Origin of the sequence: Azospirillum sp. A29, from assembly GCF_042604625.1 — a bacterium.
Taxonomy (GTDB): Bacteria; Pseudomonadota; Alphaproteobacteria; order Azospirillales; family Azospirillaceae; genus Azospirillum; species Azospirillum palustre.
This window is the reverse complement of sequence record NZ_CP170460.1, coordinates 744,471-765,279: the sequence shown is the minus strand read 5'-3', so window position 1 is coordinate 765,279 and position 20,809 is coordinate 744,471. Positions and strand designations below refer to the sequence as shown.

At 69.5% G+C, this 20,809-nt stretch carries 20 protein-coding genes; 15 read left to right on the top strand and 5 right to left on the bottom strand.

The window, feature by feature from the left end:
* Window positions 1-7: 7 nt before the first annotated feature.
* Window positions 8-670: a hypothetical protein gene (locus tag ABNQ38_RS03410; RefSeq protein ID WP_377805704.1), complete on the bottom strand. Its 663-nt coding sequence runs from the start codon at window positions 668-670 to the stop codon at window positions 8-10.
* A 10-nt stretch (window positions 671-680) separates the two neighbouring features.
* Window positions 681-1,340 (bottom strand): hypothetical protein, encoded by a 660-nt coding sequence (locus tag ABNQ38_RS03405; protein WP_377805703.1) that lies wholly within the window; start codon window positions 1,338-1,340, stop codon window positions 681-683.
* A 446-nt stretch (window positions 1,341-1,786) separates the two neighbouring features.
* Between ABNQ38_RS03405 and ABNQ38_RS03400 the strand changes: the two genes are divergently transcribed.
* The 9 genes from ABNQ38_RS03400 to ABNQ38_RS03360 all read left to right on the top strand — a co-directional run bounded on the left by ABNQ38_RS03400 (window position 1,787) and on the right by ABNQ38_RS03360 (window position 8,679).
* Entirely contained in the window at window positions 1,787-2,563 is a 777-nt protein-coding gene (locus ABNQ38_RS03400) for an aspartyl/asparaginyl beta-hydroxylase domain-containing protein (protein ID WP_377805702.1), read from the top strand.
* A 163-nt stretch (window positions 2,564-2,726) separates the two neighbouring features.
* Complete coding sequence (locus tag ABNQ38_RS03395) at window positions 2,727-3,863, top strand: PepSY-associated TM helix domain-containing protein (RefSeq protein WP_377805701.1); 1,137 nt, start codon at window positions 2,727-2,729, stop codon at window positions 3,861-3,863.
* A gap of 7 nt (window positions 3,864-3,870) precedes the next feature.
* Complete coding sequence (locus ABNQ38_RS03390; RefSeq protein WP_377805700.1) at window positions 3,871-4,329, top strand: hypothetical protein; 459 nt, start codon at window positions 3,871-3,873, stop codon at window positions 4,327-4,329.
* The gene (locus ABNQ38_RS03385) at window positions 4,326-4,649 is read left to right on the top strand and encodes a hypothetical protein (protein WP_377805699.1); all 324 of its coding nucleotides are present in this window, start codon (window positions 4,326-4,328) and stop codon (window positions 4,647-4,649) included. The genes ABNQ38_RS03390 and ABNQ38_RS03385 overlap by 4 nt, the downstream gene beginning before the upstream one ends.
* A gap of 13 nt (window positions 4,650-4,662) precedes the next feature.
* Complete coding sequence (locus tag ABNQ38_RS03380) at window positions 4,663-5,232, top strand: DUF6162 family protein (protein WP_377805698.1); 570 nt, start codon at window positions 4,663-4,665, stop codon at window positions 5,230-5,232.
* 24 nt (window positions 5,233-5,256) lie between these two features.
* Complete coding sequence (locus tag ABNQ38_RS03375; protein ID WP_377805697.1) at window positions 5,257-6,186, top strand: metal ABC transporter solute-binding protein, Zn/Mn family; 930 nt, start codon at window positions 5,257-5,259, stop codon at window positions 6,184-6,186.
* Entirely contained in the window at window positions 6,183-6,923 is a 741-nt protein-coding gene (locus tag ABNQ38_RS03370) for a metal ABC transporter ATP-binding protein (protein WP_377805696.1), read from the top strand. Before ABNQ38_RS03375 ends, ABNQ38_RS03370 begins: the two co-directional genes overlap by 4 nt.
* Window positions 6,920-7,810 carry a metal ABC transporter permease gene (locus tag ABNQ38_RS03365; protein ID WP_377805695.1) on the top strand — a complete coding sequence of 297 codons (891 nt, stop codon included), beginning with the start codon at window positions 6,920-6,922 and terminating at the stop codon, window positions 7,808-7,810. The genes ABNQ38_RS03370 and ABNQ38_RS03365 overlap by 4 nt, the downstream gene beginning before the upstream one ends.
* Window positions 7,807-8,679 (top strand): metal ABC transporter substrate-binding protein, encoded by an 873-nt coding sequence (locus ABNQ38_RS03360; protein ID WP_377805694.1) that lies wholly within the window; start codon window positions 7,807-7,809, stop codon window positions 8,677-8,679. Before ABNQ38_RS03365 ends, ABNQ38_RS03360 begins: the two co-directional genes overlap by 4 nt.
* Window positions 8,680-8,709: 30 nt before the next feature.
* Here ABNQ38_RS03360 and ABNQ38_RS03355 read toward each other — a convergent pair whose 3' ends face one another.
* Together ABNQ38_RS03355 and ABNQ38_RS03350 are read right to left on the bottom strand one after the other, a co-directional pair.
* On the bottom strand, window positions 8,710-10,641 hold the full coding sequence (locus ABNQ38_RS03355) for a MacB family efflux pump subunit (protein WP_377805693.1): 1,932 nt from the start codon (window positions 10,639-10,641) through the stop codon (window positions 8,710-8,712).
* The gene (locus tag ABNQ38_RS03350; RefSeq protein ID WP_377805692.1) at window positions 10,638-11,846 is read right to left on the bottom strand and encodes an efflux RND transporter periplasmic adaptor subunit; all 1,209 of its coding nucleotides are present in this window, start codon (window positions 11,844-11,846) and stop codon (window positions 10,638-10,640) included. Before ABNQ38_RS03350 ends, ABNQ38_RS03355 begins: the two co-directional genes overlap by 4 nt.
* A 285-nt stretch (window positions 11,847-12,131) precedes the next feature.
* Between ABNQ38_RS03350 and ABNQ38_RS03345 the strand changes: the two genes are divergently transcribed.
* The 3 genes from ABNQ38_RS03345 to ABNQ38_RS03335 all read left to right on the top strand — a co-directional run bounded on the left by ABNQ38_RS03345 (window position 12,132) and on the right by ABNQ38_RS03335 (window position 16,222).
* Complete coding sequence (locus ABNQ38_RS03345; RefSeq protein ID WP_377805691.1) at window positions 12,132-12,638, top strand: sigma-70 family RNA polymerase sigma factor; 507 nt, start codon at window positions 12,132-12,134, stop codon at window positions 12,636-12,638.
* Window positions 12,635-13,603: a FecR family protein gene (locus tag ABNQ38_RS03340; RefSeq protein WP_377805690.1), complete on the top strand. Its 969-nt coding sequence runs from the start codon at window positions 12,635-12,637 to the stop codon at window positions 13,601-13,603. The genes ABNQ38_RS03345 and ABNQ38_RS03340 overlap by 4 nt, the downstream gene beginning before the upstream one ends.
* Before the next feature lie 207 nt (window positions 13,604-13,810).
* Window positions 13,811-16,222, top strand: coding sequence for a TonB-dependent siderophore receptor (locus ABNQ38_RS03335; RefSeq protein WP_377805689.1), 2,412 nt, complete (start codon window positions 13,811-13,813; stop codon window positions 16,220-16,222).
* Window positions 16,223-16,288: 66 nt separating this feature from the next.
* On the opposite strand, the gene ABNQ38_RS03330 is transcribed toward ABNQ38_RS03335, so the two are convergent.
* Window positions 16,289-17,185: a LysR substrate-binding domain-containing protein gene (locus ABNQ38_RS03330; protein WP_377805688.1), complete on the bottom strand. Its 897-nt coding sequence runs from the start codon at window positions 17,183-17,185 to the stop codon at window positions 16,289-16,291.
* Between the two features lie 123 nt (window positions 17,186-17,308).
* On the opposite strand from ABNQ38_RS03330, the gene katG reads away from it, so the two are divergent.
* From katG to ABNQ38_RS03315, 3 genes are all read left to right on the top strand, one after another.
* A complete protein-coding gene (gene katG / locus ABNQ38_RS03325) occupies window positions 17,309-19,540 on the top strand; it encodes a catalase/peroxidase HPI (protein ID WP_377805686.1) in 2,232 nt (743 codons plus the stop codon).
* Window positions 19,541-19,757: 217 nt separating this feature from the next.
* A complete protein-coding gene (locus ABNQ38_RS03320; RefSeq protein WP_109490655.1) occupies window positions 19,758-19,964 on the top strand; it encodes a hypothetical protein in 207 nt (68 codons plus the stop codon).
* A gap of 235 nt (window positions 19,965-20,199) precedes the next feature.
* Window positions 20,200-20,724, top strand: a complete 525-nt coding sequence (locus ABNQ38_RS03315; protein ID WP_377805685.1) for an RNA polymerase sigma factor — start codon at window positions 20,200-20,202, stop codon at window positions 20,722-20,724.
* The last annotated feature ends 85 nt before the right edge of the window (window positions 20,725-20,809 follow it).

Here is a 20,809-nt window from a genome sequence, read left to right as displayed (position 1 = left end):
GGTGGCGTCAGCCGTTGTTGGGCCGCATGGTCATCGTCGGTCCCTGGCCGGCCGGCGTGTTCTTGCCGGTGGCGCCGGGCGATCCCGGGCTGCCGCCCGCGCCGCCGGCATAGCCGCCGGAGCCGCCGCCCCCCCCCTGGCCGAACGTCGTCGCATTGAGGCTGTAGGTCGGCGAGCCGACGATCTCGTCGTACAGAACGACGATGGCGGTGCCGATGGCCGCGCCGTTGCCGCCTGCGCCGCCATTGGCGCCGTTGCCGCCGTTGCCGGTCTGGCCGGCCGGCATGCTGGCCCCGTACTGGCCCTGGCAGCAGCCGACCACGCTGGCGCCGGCACCGCCGCTTCCGCCCGCGCCGCCATTGCCGCCATTGCCGCCGGTTCCACCGTTGCCCCCGGTGACCAGGGCATTGAAGGCGCCGGAGACCGTCCCGACCAGGAAGGTCAGGCTTGCCGGGCAGCTGCCGTCGCTGCCGGGCGAGCCGCCTGTCCCGTTGCCGCCGGTACCGCCGTTGGTCGCGCTGGTCGGCGCCGTGGTGCAGGACGCGTTGTTCTTGCCGCCGCAGACGCCGCCGGTCGCATTTCTGCCCGAGGGGCCCTGTCCGCCGGGGCTGCCGCTGGTGCCGGTCGTCCCATTGGTGCCGGTCACGGTGATGTTGTAGATGACACCCATTGGGCAGCCCTCACAGCATATTGATCTGGGCGGCCTTGAAGGTCACCGGGATGAGGATCTGGATCTGTCCGCCCTGCTGCACGGTGACGGTGCCGAAGATGGCGACCGCGCCGAGGACAGGGTCCTGGGTGACGTACGGGCTGTTGGGACCGATGACCAGGGGGTTGCCCGGCGTGACGGTGATGTCCTGGCCGGTGGTCAGCAGAACCTGGTTGGGGAAGCGCAGGGCGTTGATCACCGGCTCGAAGGCCTTGACCTTCTGGCTGTCGCCATGGATGAAGGCCATCATCGCCTGGCCGATGGTCTTCTGGTCGGCGGGATGGATCAGGCTCTCCAGCGCGCAGTTGTCGTTGCGCGCCCGTTCGATCGCCTTGTCGAAATCGGTCTGCACCGGCTGGGTCGGGTAGCGGACGCTGCGGTCGGCATGCGGGTTCGCCGCGAAGTGGTCGTCGGAAATCCCGGCGATGTCCTTCAGCTGCTGGACCGACTGCAGGGTGACCAGCTTGGAGCCCAGATTGTCCTCCGACGGGTCGGAGGAGATCACCATCGGACCCTTGTGGGTCTCCGGGCCGAACGACCGGCCTTCGAGCTGTTCGAGGGTCAGGTCGACGGGCTTCACCGCCTTGTTCAGAAACGCGACATGCTGCTCGCGGTACGAGGCAAAGCTCACGATTATTCTCCCATTCATATATGGATGTTTGTCAGACACACGCCGATGCTTCACGGTCCGGCAAGCCACTGCTTGACGATCGGGTTTCGGGTTTCGTGGGAAAGTATTTGTTTTTTATGTGCCGGCGAATTGTGCAATTGATGCTCTTATTGTGTCAATAACAAACAAACATAATTTTTTCGATTATCAGAACTGTGACAACAATTTGAAATCTAAAAGCCATTTGCATGCGAATGTACTGTTTAAAATCACACCAACGTGGGCAAATTATTGAAATCAATGCCTGTGTATGATTACGAAATATCTCCACACCCCGTGGACACCGAAGCAAAACATATGTCAATATAATGGAGATTAGCGCACAACCCGGCCGATCAGGAGGCCGCGAGGGCCGGTGCTTCGGCGGCCCGCCTCCCACACATCCTTGTTTCCAAGGGGACTCCAGTATGCTGACCCTGCAGAAGACCGATCCCAACGGGCTGATCCCGACCCTGCGGCGCTGGCGCCGCAACATGTCGCTCTACAAGTCAGGAGCCCTGTTCAACCCGCTGTTCGACCTGCACACCGGCGGCGCTTCCCGTCCGGTGTTTCACGACATCGACCGGGACATGCCCGCTCTGCGCCGGATCGATGCGGCCTACGACACCATCCGCGGCGAATTCGACCAGGTGCTGGCCGCCTACGAGCGGCTGCCCTCCTACCACAGCATCGACACCGACGTGATCCACTCGTCGGGCCGGCTGCAACGCGACCGGCGGTGGAGCGTGTTCATGCTGACCTGTTTCGGCCGTGTGCCGCAGGCCGCCCGGACGCTGGCGCCGCGCACGCTGGAGCTGGTCCGGGATATTCCCGGCGTCTATCAGGCGATGTTCTCGATTCTGGAGCCGGGCAAGAGCGTGCGCGCCCATGAAGGGCCGTCGCGCATGTATCTGCGCTATCACCTGGCATTGCGCGTGCCGACGGTCCGGCCGCCGCACATCCGGGTGAAGGACCGCATCCATCAGTGGAAGGAGCGCGAAAGCGTGCTGTTCGACGATTCCTGGGATCACGAGGTGGTCAACGACAGCCCGGAACTGCGCGCGATCCTGATGATCGATGTCGCGCGCCCGATGCCGGCCCCCTTGCGGATGGTGGCCAAGGGCATGGCGACGATGGCCTCGCTGCATTATGCGCCCCGCATCGTCCGCACCATGGACGCGCTGGTGCCGCCGCCGGGCCGCTGAAACCGGGCGCTGAACGGGGCGCTGTCGCCGCGGACGGGCGTGCGCCCGGATTTCGACCCGCATCCGAAAAAATGAGAATCCTTCGCATTTCATCCTGAGGCTGGAGGCCCGCCCGTTCGTCTGAAGGGGAAGGGCGAGGATGTCCCGTGCGGAGAGGATCGAGATGAGTGGTGGCAAGTCGCGCACGCGGCTGTGGTTCCTGTGGCATTCCTGGCTGGCGATGCCGATCTGGGCCTTCCTGTTTTTCATCTGCGTCACCGGCACCATCGCCGTGGTCAGCACCGAGATCACGTGGCTGGTCGATCCGTCGATGCGGGCGTCGGGCGAGGGGCAGCCGCTGCCGCCGAGCGCGCTGATCGCCGCGGCCGAAGCGGCGGCCCCCGGCGGACAGGTCGCTTCGCTGAGCTGGGGCGGCTCCCACATGGCGGTGGGCGCCGAGATGGCGCTGCCCGACGGCACCTTCACCACCGCCTGGGTCAACCCGGTGACCGGCGCGGTCCAGGGCCTGTCCCCCGGCAACTCCTTCCGCCAGTTCATCCGTGCGCTGCACGGCTGGCTGATGACCTTCCCGACCGGCTGGTATCTTGTGACGGCGCTGGCCATCCCGCTGGCCGGCTCGCTCGCAACCGGGCTCGTGGTCTACAAGCGCTTCTGGAAATCCTTCTATCAGCCGCGCATCAGGTGGAAGCAGGCGCCCCGCGTGATGTGGGGCGACCTGCACCGCGTCGCCGGCACTTGGTCGATCTGGTTCATCGCCGTGATCTCCGTCACCAGCCTGTGGTTCCTGATCTACATCGCCCTGTTCCATCTCGGCATCGGTCTGGGCGGCGGCAAGGCGCCGGTGATGGTGGCCCGCGACCAGATTCCGGTGGCGGCGGTCAGGCCGAAAACCGACGCGGACGCCGTGGTGGCCGCGGCCATGGCCGCCCTCCCCGACATGCGGCTGCGCTACCTGCGGCTGCCCGACACCGCCTACGACACGGCGTCGGTGATCGGCTCCAGCGGGCAGGTGCCGCTGCTGCCGGACATCGTCCGCGTCAACCCCTACACCGCCGAGGTGATCGTCGTGGAGGGCGGGCTGGAGGGCGCGTCGGGCGTCGAGCTGACCCGCACCATCATGCGGGCGCTCCACACCGGCGATTTCGGTGGCCTGCCGGTCAAGCTGATCTGGTTCGCCTTCGGCTCGCTGATGAGCCTGCTGGTGTTCAGCGGCATGCTGATCTGGACCAAGCGGACGGCGCGCGCCACGGTCGAGGCGGTGCGCGGGCTGAGGACGGCGAGGGCATCCTCCAATGCATAAATTCTCAATGCCCAAATCCTGGCATCGCGGCAAATTCCATCTCAGCGCGCTGATGATGCTGGTGCCGCTTCCCTTCCTGCCCAACTATTTCAGCCCGAAGCCGATCTTCGCCCCGCCCGAGATCCGGCGGGACGTCAGCGCAGGCCCCTTCGCGATCACGCTCGTCACCTACGACGAGTCGCCGCATCGGGCCGGCAACGGCGAGTGGATGAAGGAATACCACGTCCATCTCCGCCCGGCCGACATCGACAAGGTGCGCGGCGTCTTCCTGCGCGTCGGCAAGCCGCGGAACCTGCGCGCGGCGGGCGCGCTCAGCTTCGGCAACCCGTACGAGCGGGAAGCCGAGGTGGCGGTGCCGGCCGAGCCGGCCGGGACCGAGGAGCTGTGGGTGACGGTCGAGGACTGGAGCGGACGGATCCATCAGACCGCGACCCCGCTGGCCGGTTTTCTGGGAGGAAAGCGATGACTGCCCGTATCCATGCCCTGGCGGTCGCCGCCGCCCTGGCGGCCCTGTGCGCCGCCACCGCCGCCCACGCCCATTACCCGGTCTGCGAATGCAGGATGGCGGACGGCCAGACGGTGGTCTGCACCGGCGGCTTCTCCGACGGCTCGAAGGCGCCCGGCGTGGTGCTGGACGTGATCGCCTACGACGAGCAGGTGCTGGTCAAGGGCAGGCTGGGCGAGGATTCCACCCTGTCCTTCCCGCGCCCGGCCCAGGATTTCTACGTGCTGTTCGATGCCGGCCCCGGCCACACGGTCGAGATCGAGCACAGCGCCATCAAATAGGGTTCTCCACCCCATGCATCACCAGATCGTCCGCCGTGCCGGCGCCGAGCGCGAGACCCTGTGGGTCCTGCTCGCCGCCGGCCTGATCCTCGCCACCGCCACGGCGGCGGTCGGGCTGCGGCCGGCACCGGAAGCGGAGGCTGCCCTGGCCCCCCACCGGATCGATTCCCGCACCGCCCTGACCGCCGCCGAACAGGGGCTGCACGCCGACCTCAAAATGGCGGCCGCCGAGATCGCCGCCCTGCGCAGGACCGACGGCCGGGCGCCGTCCCCGGCCGAGCTGGCGGCCCAGGCCCTGCCGCCCTTCGCCGCCGACGCCAGCGCCGCGGCGCGCGGCGGCCATGCCTGGACCCTGGCGGAAGCCGGCGGGACGGTCGCCTATGCCGGCCTGTCCGCCGATCCCGTAACAGCGGGGTCTCTGGTCCTGCTGCTGGACGGCGACGGCCATATGGACGGCCATGGCCCCGGGATCTGGCTGAAGCGCGCCGCAGAAGCACCGCCCGCCCGCCTCGACGAGGCGTCGCTGGCCGCCGCCGGCTGGAAGCGGATCACCTCCACCTTCACCGCCGGCGTGACCCGATGAGTGTGCCCCGATGAGTGCGACCCGATGACCCTTTCCCTGAACCGCCGCCGCTTCCTCGCCGCCACCCTGGCGGCCGGCGCCCTTCCCGCCGGCGCCAACGCTGCCGCCGAGCGCAAGCGCTTCGGCATCACCTTGCACCCCTATTATTCCTATGTCGCCAACATCGTCGGCGACAGGGCCGAGGTGGTGCCGATCATCCCCGCCGGCTTCAACCCGCATGCCTACGAGCCGCGGCCGGAGGACATCCAGCGCATCGGCAGCCTCGACGCCATCGTGCTGAACGGCATCGGCCACGACGATTTCGCCGGACGGATGATCGCCGCCTCGTCCAAGCCCAAGCTGCCGGTGGTCGAATCCAACGCCGACGTGCCGCTGCTGCCCGCTGCCGGGGCGATGGCGCAGGCGGCGACGCGGGCATCGGGCAAGGTGGTCAACCCGCACAGCTTCCTGTCGATCACCGGCTCGGTTCTTCAGGTCGCCACCATCGCCCGTGAACTGGGGCGGCTCGACCCGGCCAACGCCGAGGCCTACACCGCCAACGCCCGGACCTACTCCCGCCGGCTGCGCCAGCTGCGCGCCGACGCGCTGGGCAAGCTGGCAAGCGCCGGCGACACCCGCCTGCGGGTCGCCACCATCCACGGCGCCTACGATTATCTGCTGCGCGAGTTCGGGCTGGAGGTCTCCGCCGTCGTCGAGCCGGCCCACGGCATCGAGCCCAGCCCGGCCCAGCTTGCCGAGACCATCGCGACGATGCGCAGGCTCGACGTGCAGGTGATCTTCTCGGAGCTGAACTTCCCCAGTGCCTATGTCGAGACGATCCGCCGCGAGACCGGCATCCGGCTCTACAGCTTCTCCCACGTCTCGCACGGCGACTACACCGCCGACCGGTTCGAGCGCGAGATGACCCGCAACATGGACACGCTGGTCCAGGCGATGCTGGAGACCGGACCGTGAGCGGCAGGAGAGCGAACGGCCCAGCCATCCTGTTCGACCGCGTCGACCTGACGCTCGGCCGCACCGCCATCCTCGAACAGGTCTCGCTCGCCGTGGCTCCCGGCGCCGTCCACGCGGTGGTCGGCCCCAACGGCGGCGGCAAGTCGTCGCTGATCCGCGCCCTGCTGGGACAGGCGCCGCACCGCGGCACCATCCGGCTCGACTGGACGGGCGATGCGCCCGGCACCATCGCCTACGTCCCGCAGGCGGTCGAGTTCGACCGCGGCCTGCCGCTGACGGTGGAGGATTTCCTGGCCGTGCTGTGCCAGCGCCGCCCCGCTTTCCTCGGACCGGACCGCCGGCTCGGCTACGGCGAGGCGCTGGCCCGTGTCGGCATGGCCGGCAAGGGCCGCCGCCGCTTCGGCGCCCTGTCGGGCGGCGAGCGCCAGCGCGTGCTGCTCGCCCAGGCGCTGATCCCGGCGCCCGACCTGATCGTCCTCGACGAGCCGATGACCGCGCTCGACGAGGCCGGCGTCGCCATCTTCGAAACCCTGCTGGCCGAACTGACCGCCGCCGGCACCACCATCCTGTGGGTCGAGCACGACCTCGCCCAGGTGCGGCGGCTGGCGACGCGGGTGTCGGGGCTGAACCGGCGCGTGCTGTTCGACGGCCCGCCGCCGGAGATGCTGTCGCCCGACCGGGTGCTCGGCCTGTTCTCCGCCGTCCCCCGCACCATGGCCGGGGCATTGGCGTCATGAGCTTCGAAACACTCCGCGCCCTGATCCAGGGCTGGGCCGCGGCCGGGTGGCTGCCCGCCGGCCTGACCCACGGCTTCCTCGTCAACGCGCTGCTCTCCGGTCTGGTCATCGGCCCGGTGCTGGGCGGGCTCGGCACGCTGGTGGTGACCAAACGGCTGGCCTTCTTCTCCGAAGCGGTCGGCCACGCCGCGCTGACCGGGGTCGCCATCGGCATCCTGGTGGGGGAGCCCTACACCGGCCCCTATGCCAGCCTGTTCGGCTACTGCCTGCTGTTCGCCCTGCTGGTCAACTACACCCGCAACCGCAGCAACCTGACCTCCGACACGCTGATCGGCGTCTTCCTGTCGGTGTCGCTGGCCCTCGGCGCCAGCCTGCTGCTGGTCCTGGCGAGCCGGGTCAACATCCACATTCTGGAAAACGTGCTGTTCGGTTCGGTGCTGACGGTGGACGACCGCGACCTGACGGTTCTGCTGGCGGTGGCGCTGGGCGTCACCCTGCCGATGCTGGCGCTGTTCAACCGGCTGCTGCTGGCCAGCTTCAACCCGGCGCTGGCGCGGGTGCGCGGCGTGCCGGTGAAGGGGCTCGACTATCTGTTCATCGTGCTGGTGACGGTGGTCACCGTCGCCTCGGTCAAGATCATCGGCGCCATTCTGGTCGGCGCCCTGCTGGTGATCCCTGCCGCCGCCGCCCGCGTCGTCGCGACGTCGCTGCGCGGCTTCTTCCTGCTGTCGGTCGCCTTCGCCAGCGTCGCGGCGGTGGCCGGCATCCTGCTGCCGGTGCAGTTCGCCCTGCCGGTGCCGTCGGGCGGCGCCATCATCCTGGCGGCCGGGCTGCTGTTCCTCGGCGCGCTGCTGGCGCGTCTGGTCATGAGAGGGGACGAGGGATGAGACGCATCACGCTCGCGGCGCTCCTGCTGCTGGCGACGGCCCCGGTCGCGCAGACCGCCGGTGCCGAAACCGTGCTGGCCGGGCATCCGGTCACCGCCGGGCTTGCCCGGGCGCTGACCCGCGGCACGGCGGTGGAGGTCGAGGCGGCGGTGCCACCCGCCATCCCGATGGGCCGCCAGCACTCCTTCCTCAGCGGGCGCGGCGAGACCAAGTTCGCCGAGACGGCGCGCAAGGCCGACGCGGTGCTGACCCTGCGTTCGGTCTGGGCGGAGGATCCGCTCTATCCGCTGGCGCGGCGCGCCAACATCCGGCTGGTCGAGATCGACGCCGCCCGGCCGGTGGACGGCGCCCTGCCCGGCATCGCGCTGCGCGACGGCGCCGCCTTCCCCTGGCTGGGCGTCGCCAATGCCGGGCGGATGGCCGACATTCTGGCCGCCGATTTGCGGCGCCTCTACCCGGCCTCGGCCGCCGCCATCGACGCCAACCTCGCCAAGCTGAAGCGCGGCCTGCTGGCGCTCTCCTCGCAGACGGCGCAGAGCTTCGCCGCGCTGCCCGACCCGTCGGTGGCGGCGCTGTCCGACCGCTTCGCCATGCTCGCCGCCGATTTCGGCCTCGACCTGCGCAAGGTCTGGACCCGCGACGACCGCGACTGGACGCCGGAGCGTCTGGCCGAACTGACCGCCTTCCTCCGGGCCGAACGCATCCCGGCGGTGCTTCACCACCGCCAGCCTGCCCCGGAGATCGCCCAGGCCGTCGCCGACGGCGGCGCCCGCCTGATCGTGCTGGACAGCCTGGAAAGCGGCCCCCCCGCCGCCATCGACACCGCCCTGGCGAAGATCGCCGAACAGCTGGAGGCGGGGCTGCGCTGAGCCCCTCCCCCTCCCTGCCTTCCCCCCGCCCTACTCGCTCGACAGCGCCGCCACCGGGTCGAGGCGGGCGGCGCGGCGGGCGGGGATCAGGCCGAAGACCAGTCCGGTCACCACCGCCGAAGTCACCGCACCGGCGATGGCGGTCGCCGTGAAGAGCACCGGCATCACGAACAGCCCGACCAGCACCCCGCTCGCCAGCCCCAGCGCCACCCCGACCAGACCGCCCAGCCCGGCGACCAGCGCCGCCTCCATCAGGAACTGCCGCTCGATGTCGGCGGCCCGCGCCCCGGCGGCCATGCGGATGCCGATCTCGCGGGTCCGCTCGGTCACGCTGACCAGCATGATGTTCATCACCCCGATGCCGCCGACCAGCAGGGTCACCACCGCGGCGCTGCCGAGCAGCAGCGTCATGGTGTCCTGCGTCTCGGTCGCCGTCTTGATGCGCGCGGTCACGTCGCGGATCTGGAAATCCTCCTGCCCATGCCGCCTGGTCATCAGGGCCTTGATAGCGTCGCGGGTCTCGGCGATGCGTCCGACATTGTGGACCGACACCAGGATCAGCTGGAGGTCGGGCTTGCCGACCAGCCGCTGCACCCCGGTGGACAGCGGCACGAACACCCAGTCGTCGGTGTCCTGGCTGCCGGTGAGGTCGCCCTTCTGCCCCATCACGCCGGTGACCTGGAAGGGGATGTTGTTGACCTGCACATGCCGGCCGAGCGGCGACTCCCCGTTCGGGAACAGCCGTTTCGCGACATTGTGGCCGAGCACGGCGACCGCCGCCCCGGCCCGCTCGTCGGCGGCGGTGAAGAAGGAGCCGAGCGCCACCGGCCAGCGGTGGGTCAGCGGCAGCGAGGCCGAGGTCGCCAGCCCGCTGGTGCGGTGGTCGATGTTGCCGTAGCGCACCATCACCGGCATGTCGAGGTAGGGCATGACGCTCTCGACGTTGGGAAGCCGCAGGATGGCCTCGCCGTCCGCCTCGGTCAGCGGCGTGGTCGGCAGGCGGGGGTCGCCGCTGCCGGCCAGCACATAGACCAGGTTAACCCCCAGCGCGCCGACCCGCGCCATCACCGCCCGCTTGGCGCCCTCGCCGATGGCGAGCAGCGCGATCACCGACGCCACGCCGATGACGATGCCGAGCAGGGTCAGCGCCGTCCGGAAACCGTTCGCCCCCAGCGAGCGCACCGCCGCCGTGAACGCCTCCCCGGCGCTGGTCCAGACGGAGGCCGGGGTATGGCGCTCCGCCGGGGCCGGAGCGGGAGCGGTGGTACCGAGCCGCCTGCCAGTGTCGGCGACGATGCGCCCGTCCCGCATCTCCACCACCCGGTCGGCGGCTTCGGCCACCTTGCGGTCGTGGGTGATCAGGACGATGGTGCGGCCCTCGGCGGCCAGCTCGCGCAGCAGGGCCACCACCTCGGCGCCGCTGGCGCTGTCGAGCGCGCCGGTCGGCTCGTCGGCCAGGATCACCGGCGCGCCGTTCATCAGCGCCCGCGCGATCGACACGCGCTGCTGCTGGCCGCCCGACAGCTGGTTGGGCCGGTGGTGGCGGCGCTCCCCCAGCCCGAGCCGGCCGAGCAGGGCCGCGGCGCGGCTTTCCCGCACAGCGGCGGGCAGACCGGCATAGCGGCCCGGCATCTCGACATTCTCCTGCGCCGAGGTGCCGGGGATCAGGTGATAGTGCTGGAAGACGAAGCCGAAACCGTCGCGCCGCAGCGCCGCCCGCTCGTCGCCCTCCAGTTCCGACACGTCGCGCCCGCCGACCCGGTAGCTGCCGGAGGTCGGGCGGTCGAGCCCGCCGAGGATGTTCATCAGCGTCGATTTGCCCGAGCCGGAGCTGCCGACGATGGCGACGAACTCCCCCGCCTCGACGGTCAGCGAGACGCCGCGCAGCACCTCCACCGCGACGCCGCCGCCGGTGGCGTAGGTCTTGCGGATGTCCTCCAGGACGAGGAGGGGGGCGCTCACAGCCGGAACCCGATGCGGGGCGGGCGGCCGTCGTCGGTCCGCCAGCCCACCACGATCCGCTCGCCCTCGGCCAGCCCCTGCAGGATCTGGGCGTTGAAGCGGTCGCGCACGCCGATGCGCACCTCGCGCGTCACGACGGCGCCGCCCTCCCCGATCATCGCGACGCTGTGCCGCCCGGACGCCTCATCCGTCGCGGTGAGCGCCGCGACCGGGACGGTCAGCGCATCCTTCGCCTCGGCGGCGACGAAGAAGACCTGGGCGGTCATTTCCGGGCGCAGCTCGCCGCGCTCGTTGGCGACCTCGAACAGGGCGGTGTAGAGCACCACGGTGCTGGCCCCCGTCCCGCCTCCCGACGCCGCCGCGCCGTTGGCGGAGCCGCCGGTCACCGGCTTCGGCGGCGCCGGCAGGATCTGCTGCAACCGCGCCGTCCAGCGCCGGCCGGGATGGCCGAGCGTGGTGAAGTAGAGCGGCATGCCGTCGGTCAGGCGGGTGACGTCGGCCTCCGACACCTGGGTCCAGACGGTCATGGCCGACAGATCGGCGATCCGCATCAGGACCGGCGCCTCGTAGGTCGAGTTGATGGTCTGGCCCTGGCGGGCATCCACCGCGATCAGCGTGCCGCTCATCGGCGCATAGATGCGGGTGTAGCCGAGCTGCGCCTCGTCGGCCTGGAGGGTCGAGTCCGTCTGGCGGATCTGGGCGAGCGTGGCGTCGACCTGGGCGGCGGCGGTGCGCGCCTCCATGCGTGCCTGATCGTAGGACTCGCCGCGCCCGGCCTCGACCCGCCGCAGCGCGGTCTGGCGGGCAAGCTGGGCCTGGGCGAAGTCGGCGCGCGCCCGCAGCTCGTCCAGCAGGGCGGTCAGGCGGGCGCGCTCGGCGCGGCCTGCCTCGACCTTGGCCTGTTGCAGGGCGGGGTCGATCTCGGCCAGCAGCTCGCCCTCGCGCACCATCTGCCCGACCTTGACATGCAGCCGCATCAGCTGGCCCGACACCTGGGCGCCGACATCGACATAGGCGCGCGGCTGGATCTTGCCGAGTGCGGTCACCGTGTCCTCGACCGTGCCGCGCCCGATCACCGCCAGTTCGGCGGAGGCGGCCGGATCGCCGGGACGCAGCAGGGCGGCGGTGGCGAAGCCGGCGACGACCACCCCAACGGCGAGAACGGCCCTGTACCGGCGGCGGGCGGGCGGGGGTGATCTGGTCATGGCGGCGGTCGCTGTCCCTGGTGGAGATGAAATGCGCGAATGCGTGTCGTTCTCAACTATAGACGTTTGCCGGCCCCTCGATCCTCACCACGGAAGCGACACCATCCATACGGACGGAAACGGGCGCACAGACCGCCTCCACGTCATGACGACCGCCGCAGGTCACCCCCTCACCTCCGTTTCGCAAAGTTTTTTGCAAAGGCCGATGTATTGATTGCGAATGATTATCATTCATGGTTAGGACTGGATATCCGATGGATCGCTGGAACGGGTGTCGCCGAGGTCATGGCTGAAAGAGACCGGTCTTCCCTGTTGGGTCTGCTGCTCGTCCATTACGAGGAGATGACCGGCCATCTGGCCCGGCGCCTCGGATCGCTCTGCCTTGCCGAAGACGTCGTGCAGGACACCTACCTGCGCCTGCGCAGCCTGACCGCCCTGCCGGAGATCGACAACCCGCGCTCCTATCTGTTCCGCATGGCCGACAACATCGCGCTCGACCGGCTGCGGGCGGAGACCCGGCGCGGACGCCGCTTCGCCCCGGCCGAGCTGGGGATGGAGCGCCCGCTGGAGGAGCCCGACGCGGAAACCGCCCTGGAGCACAAGCAGCGGCTGGAACGGCTGAGCCACGCGCTGGCCGAACTGCCGCCGCGCTGCCGGGAGGTGTTTCTGCTTCACAAATTCGATGGATTGAGCCATGCCGACATCGCCGCGCGCCTGGGCATTTCGCGCAGCATGGTGGAGAAGCATGTGATGAAGGCCTTGGCCCATTGCCGCGACCGGCTGGCGTTGTGACAGGGCACGACAAGGATCGTGACGCCGGTCGCGGCGGACAGGCGGAGCCCTCCGGCGGCGCGCGCGAGGCGGCGCTGGCATGGTTCGTCCGGCTGGAGTCCGGCGATGCGGATGCGGCCGACCGGGCGGCCTTCGCCGACTGGCTGGCACGGGATCCGGCCCATCGGCAGGAGTATGACCGGCTGTCCGGCGTCTGGGGCGATCTCGACCGCGTGCCAGACCCGCGCCGCGCCGTCCGCGCGCTGCCGACCCGGCGCCGGCTGCTGGCATTCGGGGTGGGCGGGGCCGCGGCCTGCGCCGCCGGGCTCGGGGGCACGGTGGTCCTGACCGGCTGGCCGGGCGAGATCCGCACCGGCACCGGCGAGCGGCGCTCGCTGGCGCTTGCCGACGGCTCGTCGGTCGAGCTCGACGCCGGCAGCGCGCTCGCCGTGGAGTTTTCCGCCGCGGAGCGCCGGGTCCGCCTGATCGACGGCCGAGCGCGCTTCGTCGCCGCGCCCGATCCGGGGCGTCCCTTCGCGGTGGCCTGCGCCGACGGCAGCGTCACCATGATGGACGCCACCGTCACCGTGCACCGCCGGCCGGACGATGTGGTGGTCGCGGTCGAAAAGGGCACGGCCACGCTGGCGGCGGGGAACCGGCCGCCGGTCCATCTCGCCGCCGGCCATTGCCGCAGCTACGGTCCCGACGGCCCCGGCCCCCTGCTGCGCGACGGGGTGGCGGCGGAGACCGCGTGGCGGCAGGGGCGGCTGGTCTTCCAGGCGCAGCCGCTCGATGCGGTGGTCGCCGACCTCAACCGCTACCATCCCGCCCGCATCCTGCTGTGGGACCGCCCGCTCGCCGCTCTGCGGGTCGATGGCAGCGTCGACATTGCCCGCCCGGACGCGGCGCTCAACGCCATCGTCCGCACCTTGCCCGTGCGCACGATGCGGCCTTTTCCCGGATTGGTCATCATCCGTTCCGTCTAGCCGGATCCGGAGAGTTTTTTTGCGAAGGGGGGTGAGGGACCGCCCTTCGGCCAGCGTCCTGACTCACCGAATGGCAAATGCAACTCATTCGCATTTTTGGGGGTCGTAGCGATGGTTGGTACTGGGGCGCGCCCGACAGGACGGGCGGTCGGGGGACAGGTGGCCGGGGGACGGGCAAATGGCCGGATCGGTTGGAAGCCGGTCCTGATGGGGATGCTGCTGGCGTCGACCGCGCTGCATGGCGCACAGGCGGCGTCCACCGCCGCGGCCGTTCCGCAGGTGGCGCAGCAGACCGGCACGCGCGCCTTCGCCATCGCCGGCGGCCCCCTGCCGGGTGTGCTGGCCGCCTACGGTCAGGCCGCCGGGCTTCAGGTCCTCTACCCGACCGACATCGCGCAGGGCCTCTCCTCCCCCGGCGTGACCGGAACCATGGCCCCGCGCGAGGCGCTGGTGCGTCTGCTGACGGGGACCGGACTGACCGCGCGCTTCGTCGATGCCGACACGGTGACGCTGGAAAAGCCGGTCAGCGGCAGCGACGGCGCGACGATGCTCGATACGATGACGGTGCAGGGCGTCGCCTCCAGCGACCGCGGCCGCAGCGAGGGCAGCGGCTCCTACACCGCCACCGGCCCGTCGACCAGCGCCACCAAGCTCGACCTGACCCTGCGCGAGACACCGCAGTCGGTCAGCGTCATGACCCGTCAGCGCATGGACGACCAGGGGCTGAACGAGATCCGCGACGTTCTCAACCAGACCGTCGGCGTGTCGCGGCAGCAGTCCGCCGCACTCGGCAGCGACGGCTCCGAGATCTATGCCCGCGGCTTCGCCGTCAGCAACTATCAGGTTGACGGCATCCCGCGCTCAACGGTGTACGGCTTCGGCGACAGCATCTCCGACATGGCGCTGTTCGACCGTGTCGAGGTGGTGCGCGGGGCGGCCGGCCTGCTGAACGGCGTCGGCGATCCCTCCGCTGCGGTCAATCTGGTCCGCAAGCGTCCGACCCCCACCGTCCAGGGCTATGTCCAGGGACAGGGCGGTTCCTGGAACCGCTACCGCGGCGAAGCGGACCTGTCCGGCCCGCTGGTCGAGAACGGCCGCCTGCGCGGCCGCGTCGTCGGCGCCTATCAGGACGGCGACAGCTTCATCGACCGGCTGCACGAACGCAAGAAGGTGCTCTACGGCGTTCTGGAGGCCGACGTCAGCGACGACACGCTGTGGACCGCCGGGATCGAATACCAGAAGCACAGGTCGGACGACGCCTCGCGCGCCGGCTTTCCGCTGTTCTTCGCCGACGGCGGCAGGACGGACTTTTCGCGCTCCTTCAACAGCGGCGCCGACTGGGCCTATTTCACGCACGACAACCTGACCGTCTTCAGCGACGTGAAGCACCGCTTCGGCAATGGCTGGACGGCGACGCTGAATGTCGAGCACAGCACGCGCGAATATGACGGCCTGCTCGGCTACGGCGTGCGCGGCACCCTCGACCGCGACGGCACCGGCATGGGGATCTGGCCCGGCCGCTGGAATTCGACCCTGCAACAGACCTCCATCAACGCCGACGTGACCGGCCCCTACGAGCTGTTCGGGCGAACCCACGATCTGATGGCCGGCGTCGGCGGCTATTACGCCAAGCGCAGCGGGCTCGACTATCCGCTCTGGTACATCGACGGCTACGACACCTCGATTTCCAACTACTACAGCTGGAACGGCCGCATCGCCCAGCCGACGCTGAACCCGACAGGCTGGTCGCAGACCAACGAGCGGCAGATGGCGGCCTATCTCGCCACCCGCCTGCGGCCGACCGACGCGCTGTCCGTCATCCTCGGCAGCCGCATCAGCCGCTGGGAGCAGAGCGAGGAGAGCCACCCGAACGATGCCGCCGGCACCGCGGACAAGCGGTCGGAGAACGGCGTGCTCACCCCCTACGCCGGCATCGTCTTCGACGTGACCGACATCTGGTCGGTCTACGGCAGCTACACCAGCATCTTCAAGCCGCAGGACTACAAGGACGTCGCCGGCAAGAGCCTCGACCCGATCGACGGCGACGCCTATGAGGCCGGGGTGAAGGCCGAGTTCTTCGGCGGCCGCCTGAATGCCAGCGCCGCCGTGTTCCTGATCCAGCAGGACAATCTGGCCGTCGCCGACAGCGGCCGCTTCACCCCCGACGGCGGGCAGGCCTACAAGGCGGCCAAGGGCGCCAAGAGCAAGGGCTTCGAGCTGGAGCTGTCCGGCGAGATGCTGCCCGGCTGGCAGGTCGGCGGCGGCTTCGCCCACACCACCGTGAAGGATGCCAGCGGCCAGCGACTGCTGACCTATGTGCCGCGCGACACGCTGAAGATGTTCACCACCTACCGGCTGCCGGGCTCCTGGGACCGCCTGACCGTCGGCGGCAATGTGAAATGGCAGGGCGACATCTACAACGGCACCGGCAGCCGGCGCGCCGAGCAGAGCAGCTACGCGGTGGTGGACCTGATGACCCGCTACCGGATCACCGAGAAGGTTTCGGCCACGCTGAACGTCAACAACCTGTTCGACAAGAAATACATGACCAGCATCCAGAGCTACGGCTATTACGGCGAGCCGCGCAACGCGATGCTGTCCCTGCGGGCGACCTGGTAAGCGGCGGGCGGACCCGCAATTCTCCGCATGGTTTCGCCGCCCCGCCGAAGCCGGACCGAAGCCCGATCATGACTCCGCCGGCCGGCCGAGCAGTTCCGTCAGTTTCAGGAACTGGCCGGCCAGCGGACTTGTCCGGCGCCAGACCATGCCGACGGTCCGGGAGGGCTGGGGATCCGTGAAACGGACGACGGAGACCGCACCCGAACCGGTCTCCACCCCCACGGCCATCTCCGGGATCAGCGTCACCCCCAAGCCGGCCCTGACCATCTGGACCAGCGTGGAGAAGGAGTTCGCCTCCAGCGCCTTCCGCGGCGTGGAGGACGGCATGTTGCAGAAGGACAGGGCCTGATTGCGGAAGCAGTGCCCTTCCTCGAGCAGCAGCAGCCGCATCTCCCGCAGCATTTCCCCGGTGGGCACCGGCTTCCCCGCATCGTCGGCCGGGCGGACCAGCAGGAAATCCTCGGTGAACAGCGCCGCCTCGGTCAGCGACGGCTCGAACACCGGCAGGGCGACGATTGCGGTGTCGAGCCGGCCCTCCGCAAGCTCCTCGATCAGTTTCGAGGTCATCGCCTCGCGCACCTCGATCTCGACCTGCGGGTGCTCCCGCGTGATCGCGCCGATCACGGCCGGCAGCAGATAGGGGGCGATGGTGGGGATCATGCCGATGCGCAGCCGGCCGCTGATCCGGTTGCGCGAGAGCTGGGCAAGCTCCCCCAGCTGGTCGACCGAACGCAGGATGTCGCGGACGCGCAGGGAGGCCTCCTGCCCGAAGGCAGTCAGGCGGATGTTCCTGCCGCCCCGCTCGACCAGTGCCGCCCCCAGCGCCTCCTCCAGCTCCTTGATCTGCATCGACAGGGCGGGCTGCGAAACGGCGCAGGCCGCCGCCGCGCGTCCGAAATGGGCGTGCTGCGCCAGCGCATCGAAATAGCGAAGCTGCCGGAGGGTGACGGACCCGGGAATCATAAGCTTGCCTTATCGCAGCAATCACCAAAGACCATTTTACCTGATCGTGCGTTAACCATACAGTTTTATCCACAGAGCATTCAGTGCCGCCACGCGAATCCGCAAGCGAAGCAGGAGGAACCGATGGACGCGAAGACCGACGAGAGCGCAGGCAAGTGCCCGTTCAGCGGGGGAGGCGGGGGAAGCGCAGGCGGTGGTGGCGGCGGAGGCCGGGGCCGCAGGAACCGCGACTGGTGGCCGAACGCGCTCGATCTCGAAATGCTGCACCGGAATTCGGCCCTGTCCGATCCGATGGGCAAGGATTTCGATTACGCCAGGGAATTCCAGTCGCTCGACCTCGACGCGGTCATCAAGGATCTGCATGCCGTGATGACGGACTCGCAGGACTGGTGGCCTGCCGACTTCGGTCATTACGGCGGCCTGATGATCCGCATGGCATGGCACAGCGCCGGCACCTACCGCATCACCGACGGCCGCGGCGGCGCCGGCACCGGCCAGCAACGGTTCGCGCCGCTCAATTCCTGGCCGGACAACGCCAACCTCGACAAGGCGCGCCGCCTCCTGTGGCCGGTCAAGCAGAAATACGGCCGCAAGCTGTCCTGGGCCGACCTGATGGTTCTGGCCGGCAACGTCGCCCTGGAATCGATGGGCTTCAAGACCTTCGGCTTTGCCGGCGGCCGCGTCGACGCCTGGGAGCCGGAGGAGCTTTTCTGGGGTCCGGAGGGCAGCTGGCTCGGCGACGAGCGCTACAGCGGCGAACGCCAGCTCGCCGATCCGCTGGGCGCGGTGCAGATGGGCCTCATCTACGTCAATCCAGAGGGGCCGAACGGCAATCCCGACCCGGTGGCGGCAGCCCGCGACATCCGCGAGACCTTCCGCCGCATGGCGATGAACGACGAGGAGACCGTCGCGCTGATCGCCGGCGGCCACACCTTCGGCAAGACGCATGGCGCGGGCGATCCGTCCTTCCTCGGCCCGGAACCGGAAGCCGGGGCGCTGGAGGACCAGGGCGTGGGCTGGAAGAGCAGGCACGGCACCGGGTTCGGCGCCGACGCCATCACCGGCGGCCCGGAAGTGATCTGGTCCCAGACCCCGACGAGGTGGAGCAACCACTTCTTCGACAACCTGTTCAAATTCGAATGGGAGCTGACCAAGAGCCCGGCCGGTGCGTGGCAATGGCAGGCGAAGGACGCCGAGCCGTCGATCCCCGGCCCGGCCGCGGACTCCGCGAAGCGCCTGCCCACCATGCTGACGACCGACCTGTCGCTGCGCTTCGACCCGGCCTATGAAAAGATCTCGCGGCGCTTCTACGAGAATCCGGACCAGTTCGCAGACGCCTTCGCCCGCGCGTGGTTCAAGCTGACCCACCGCGACATGGGGCCGGTTGTCCGCTATCTCGGCCCGCTCGTCCCGAAGGAGACGCTGATCTGGCAGGACCCGGTCCCGCCGCTCGATCATCCGCTGGTGGACGATGCCGACGTCGCCGCCCTCAAGACCCGGATACTCTCGTCGGGCCTTTCGGTCCCGCAGCTGGTTTCGGTCGCCTGGGCGTCGGCATCCACCTTCCGCGGCTCCGACAAGCGCGGCGGCGCCAACGGTGCGCGCATCCGCCTCGCCCCGCAGAAGGATTGGGAGGTCAACGAGCCGGCGCAGTTGCAGACAGTGCTGCAAACGCTGGAAGCCATTCGGACGGACTTCAACGCGGCGGCCGGCGGCGGCAGGAAAATCTCGCTCGCCGACCTGATCGTGCTTGCCGGCGGTGCGGCCATCGAAAAGGCGGCCCAGGATGCCGGCCTGACCCTCCAGGTGCCGTTCTCGCCCGGCCGCACGGACGCCTCGCAGGAAGAGACCGACGTCGAGTCCTTCGCCCCGCTCGAACCGCGCGCCGACGGCTTCCGCAACTATGTCAACGGCAGCAGGCAGCAGTTCATGATCCCGGAAGAGGCGCTGGTGGACCGGGCGGCATTGCTGCGGCTGACCGGCCCGGAGATGACGGTTCTCGTCGGAGGCCTGCGCGTTCTCGGCGCCAATGCCGGCGGCGCCAGACATGGCGTCTTCACCGACCGGCCGGGGACGCTGACCAACGACTTCTTCGTCAACCTGCTCGACATGGGCACGGAGTGGCAGCCGCCGGATGCGGACGGCATCTACGAAGGGCGGGACCGCAGGACGGGGCAGCCGAAATGGACGGCGACCCGCGTCGACCTGATCTTCGGGGCGCATTCGCAGCTCCGTGCGGTCGCGGAGGTCTATGCCTGCCGTGACGCGCACGAGAAGTTCGCGACGGACTTCGTCGCCGCCTGGACCAAGATCATGAACGCGGACCGCTTCGATCTGGCCAGACCGTCCCACTGACGCGGACGGACTTCGCCGGGAGGCGCCCCGGCCCCTAGAGTGTGATCGGTTCAAGCGGAATCGCTTGAAGCGTGAATCACACGGAAAACCAAAAGCTTAGAGTCTGTCTGATGCTTATTGAAGCATCAGACAGACTCTAGGAGCGGGGCGCCTCCACAGGTCAACTCCACAGGTCAACTCCATGGGCGGACCGATGAGGAACATGGGAGGCTCGATCATGAGCGACCGCCAGACACAGACCGACCGCGAGTGGCTGATCTTCATCGAGAGGGACATCGATGCTCTCGACCGGCAGATCTACCACGCGCGATGGACGATCACCCAGTCGAAGACGGCCCTCGAACGGCTGTGCGCCGCCCGCGACTCCCTGTTCGCCCAGGCGCAGGAGATCCTGGACCGCCTCGACGGCAAGCCATCTCCATAGCCGGCAGCGGCATTCCGCCACCGGCCCCGTGACAACGCCCGGTCCGGACAGGCGGGACAGCGTCCGATAATAAGAATGGTTCGCATTCTAAGCTCGGTGCGGCTATACCGGTGCGACCGGCGTTCCGGGCGATGGCCCCAGGACTGCCGGCTCCCCTGCACCCGGCAACCCGCGCATCCGTGACCGACACTTTCCGCCCTCCCCTCCCCGCCGACCTCCAGCCCCGGCACGGCCGATGACAGGCACCGTCGGCACCTGGGCGCGCAAGATCGCGGAGCTGTTCGATGCGCATCGGCTGCGGGTGGAGCGTGCCATCGCGCGGCGGACCGGCGATCCGCAGACGGCGGGCGATCTGGCGCAGGACGCCTTCCTGCGGCTGGCCCGCCTGCCCGACGGCGAGGCGGTCCAGAATCCGGCGGGCCTGCTCTATGTGGTGGCCGACCGCATCGCGCTGGACCATTGCCGGGCCGCCCGGCGCCAGCGCCTGCGCGAGGCCGGTCCGCCCGACGATGATCTGCCGGCCGCAGGGCCCGCCGCCGACGCGCTGGTGGAGCGGACCCAGACCATGGTCCGGCTGCGCGGCGCCATCGATGCCCTGCCCCCCAAAACCCGTGAGGTGTTCCTGCTCTACCATGTCGAAGGGCTGCCCTACCGCGCCATCGGCGAGCGGCTGGGCATCTCGCCGCGCACGGTGGAGTACCATCTGCGCACGGCGCTGGAACAGTGCCGCGCCCACATGAGGCGGCGCCCGCTGCGCTGACCGGCGGGGTTCGCGTCCCGACCGGTCATTTTCTTTGAGGGATCTGCCTCCGCGGGTCGTCTTCCACTACACGAGGCAAACAGGA

Excerpts from the sequence above, each read along its gene's own strand:
- ABNQ38_RS03410 (WP_377805704.1), bottom strand. The coding sequence starts at position 670 with ATGGGTGTCATCTACAACATCACCGTGACCGGCACCAATGGGACGACC.
- ABNQ38_RS03400 (WP_377805702.1), top strand. The coding sequence starts at position 1,787 with ATGCTGACCCTGCAGAAGACCGATCCCAACGGGCTGATCCCGACCCTG.
- ABNQ38_RS03395 (WP_377805701.1), top strand. The coding sequence starts at position 2,727 with ATGAGTGGTGGCAAGTCGCGCACGCGGCTGTGGTTCCTGTGGCATTCC.
- ABNQ38_RS03390 (WP_377805700.1), top strand. The coding sequence starts at position 3,871 with ATGCCCAAATCCTGGCATCGCGGCAAATTCCATCTCAGCGCGCTGATG.
- ABNQ38_RS03385 (WP_377805699.1), top strand. The coding sequence starts at position 4,326 with ATGACTGCCCGTATCCATGCCCTGGCGGTCGCCGCCGCCCTGGCGGCC.
- ABNQ38_RS03380 (WP_377805698.1), top strand. The coding sequence starts at position 4,663 with ATGCATCACCAGATCGTCCGCCGTGCCGGCGCCGAGCGCGAGACCCTG.
- ABNQ38_RS03375 (WP_377805697.1), top strand. The coding sequence starts at position 5,257 with ATGACCCTTTCCCTGAACCGCCGCCGCTTCCTCGCCGCCACCCTGGCG.
- ABNQ38_RS03365 (WP_377805695.1), top strand. The coding sequence starts at position 6,920 with ATGAGCTTCGAAACACTCCGCGCCCTGATCCAGGGCTGGGCCGCGGCC.
- ABNQ38_RS03360 (WP_377805694.1), top strand. The coding sequence starts at position 7,807 with ATGAGACGCATCACGCTCGCGGCGCTCCTGCTGCTGGCGACGGCCCCG.
- ABNQ38_RS03350 (WP_377805692.1), bottom strand. The coding sequence starts at position 11,846 with ATGACCAGATCACCCCCGCCCGCCCGCCGCCGGTACAGGGCCGTTCTC.
- ABNQ38_RS03345 (WP_377805691.1), top strand. The coding sequence starts at position 12,132 with ATGGCTGAAAGAGACCGGTCTTCCCTGTTGGGTCTGCTGCTCGTCCAT.
- ABNQ38_RS03335 (WP_377805689.1), top strand. The coding sequence starts at position 13,811 with ATGGGGATGCTGCTGGCGTCGACCGCGCTGCATGGCGCACAGGCGGCG.
- ABNQ38_RS03330 (WP_377805688.1), bottom strand. The coding sequence starts at position 17,185 with ATGATTCCCGGGTCCGTCACCCTCCGGCAGCTTCGCTATTTCGATGCG.
- katG (WP_377805686.1), top strand. The coding sequence starts at position 17,309 with ATGGACGCGAAGACCGACGAGAGCGCAGGCAAGTGCCCGTTCAGCGGG.
- ABNQ38_RS03320 (WP_109490655.1), top strand. The coding sequence starts at position 19,758 with ATGAGCGACCGCCAGACACAGACCGACCGCGAGTGGCTGATCTTCATC.
- ABNQ38_RS03315 (WP_377805685.1), top strand. The coding sequence starts at position 20,200 with ATGACAGGCACCGTCGGCACCTGGGCGCGCAAGATCGCGGAGCTGTTC.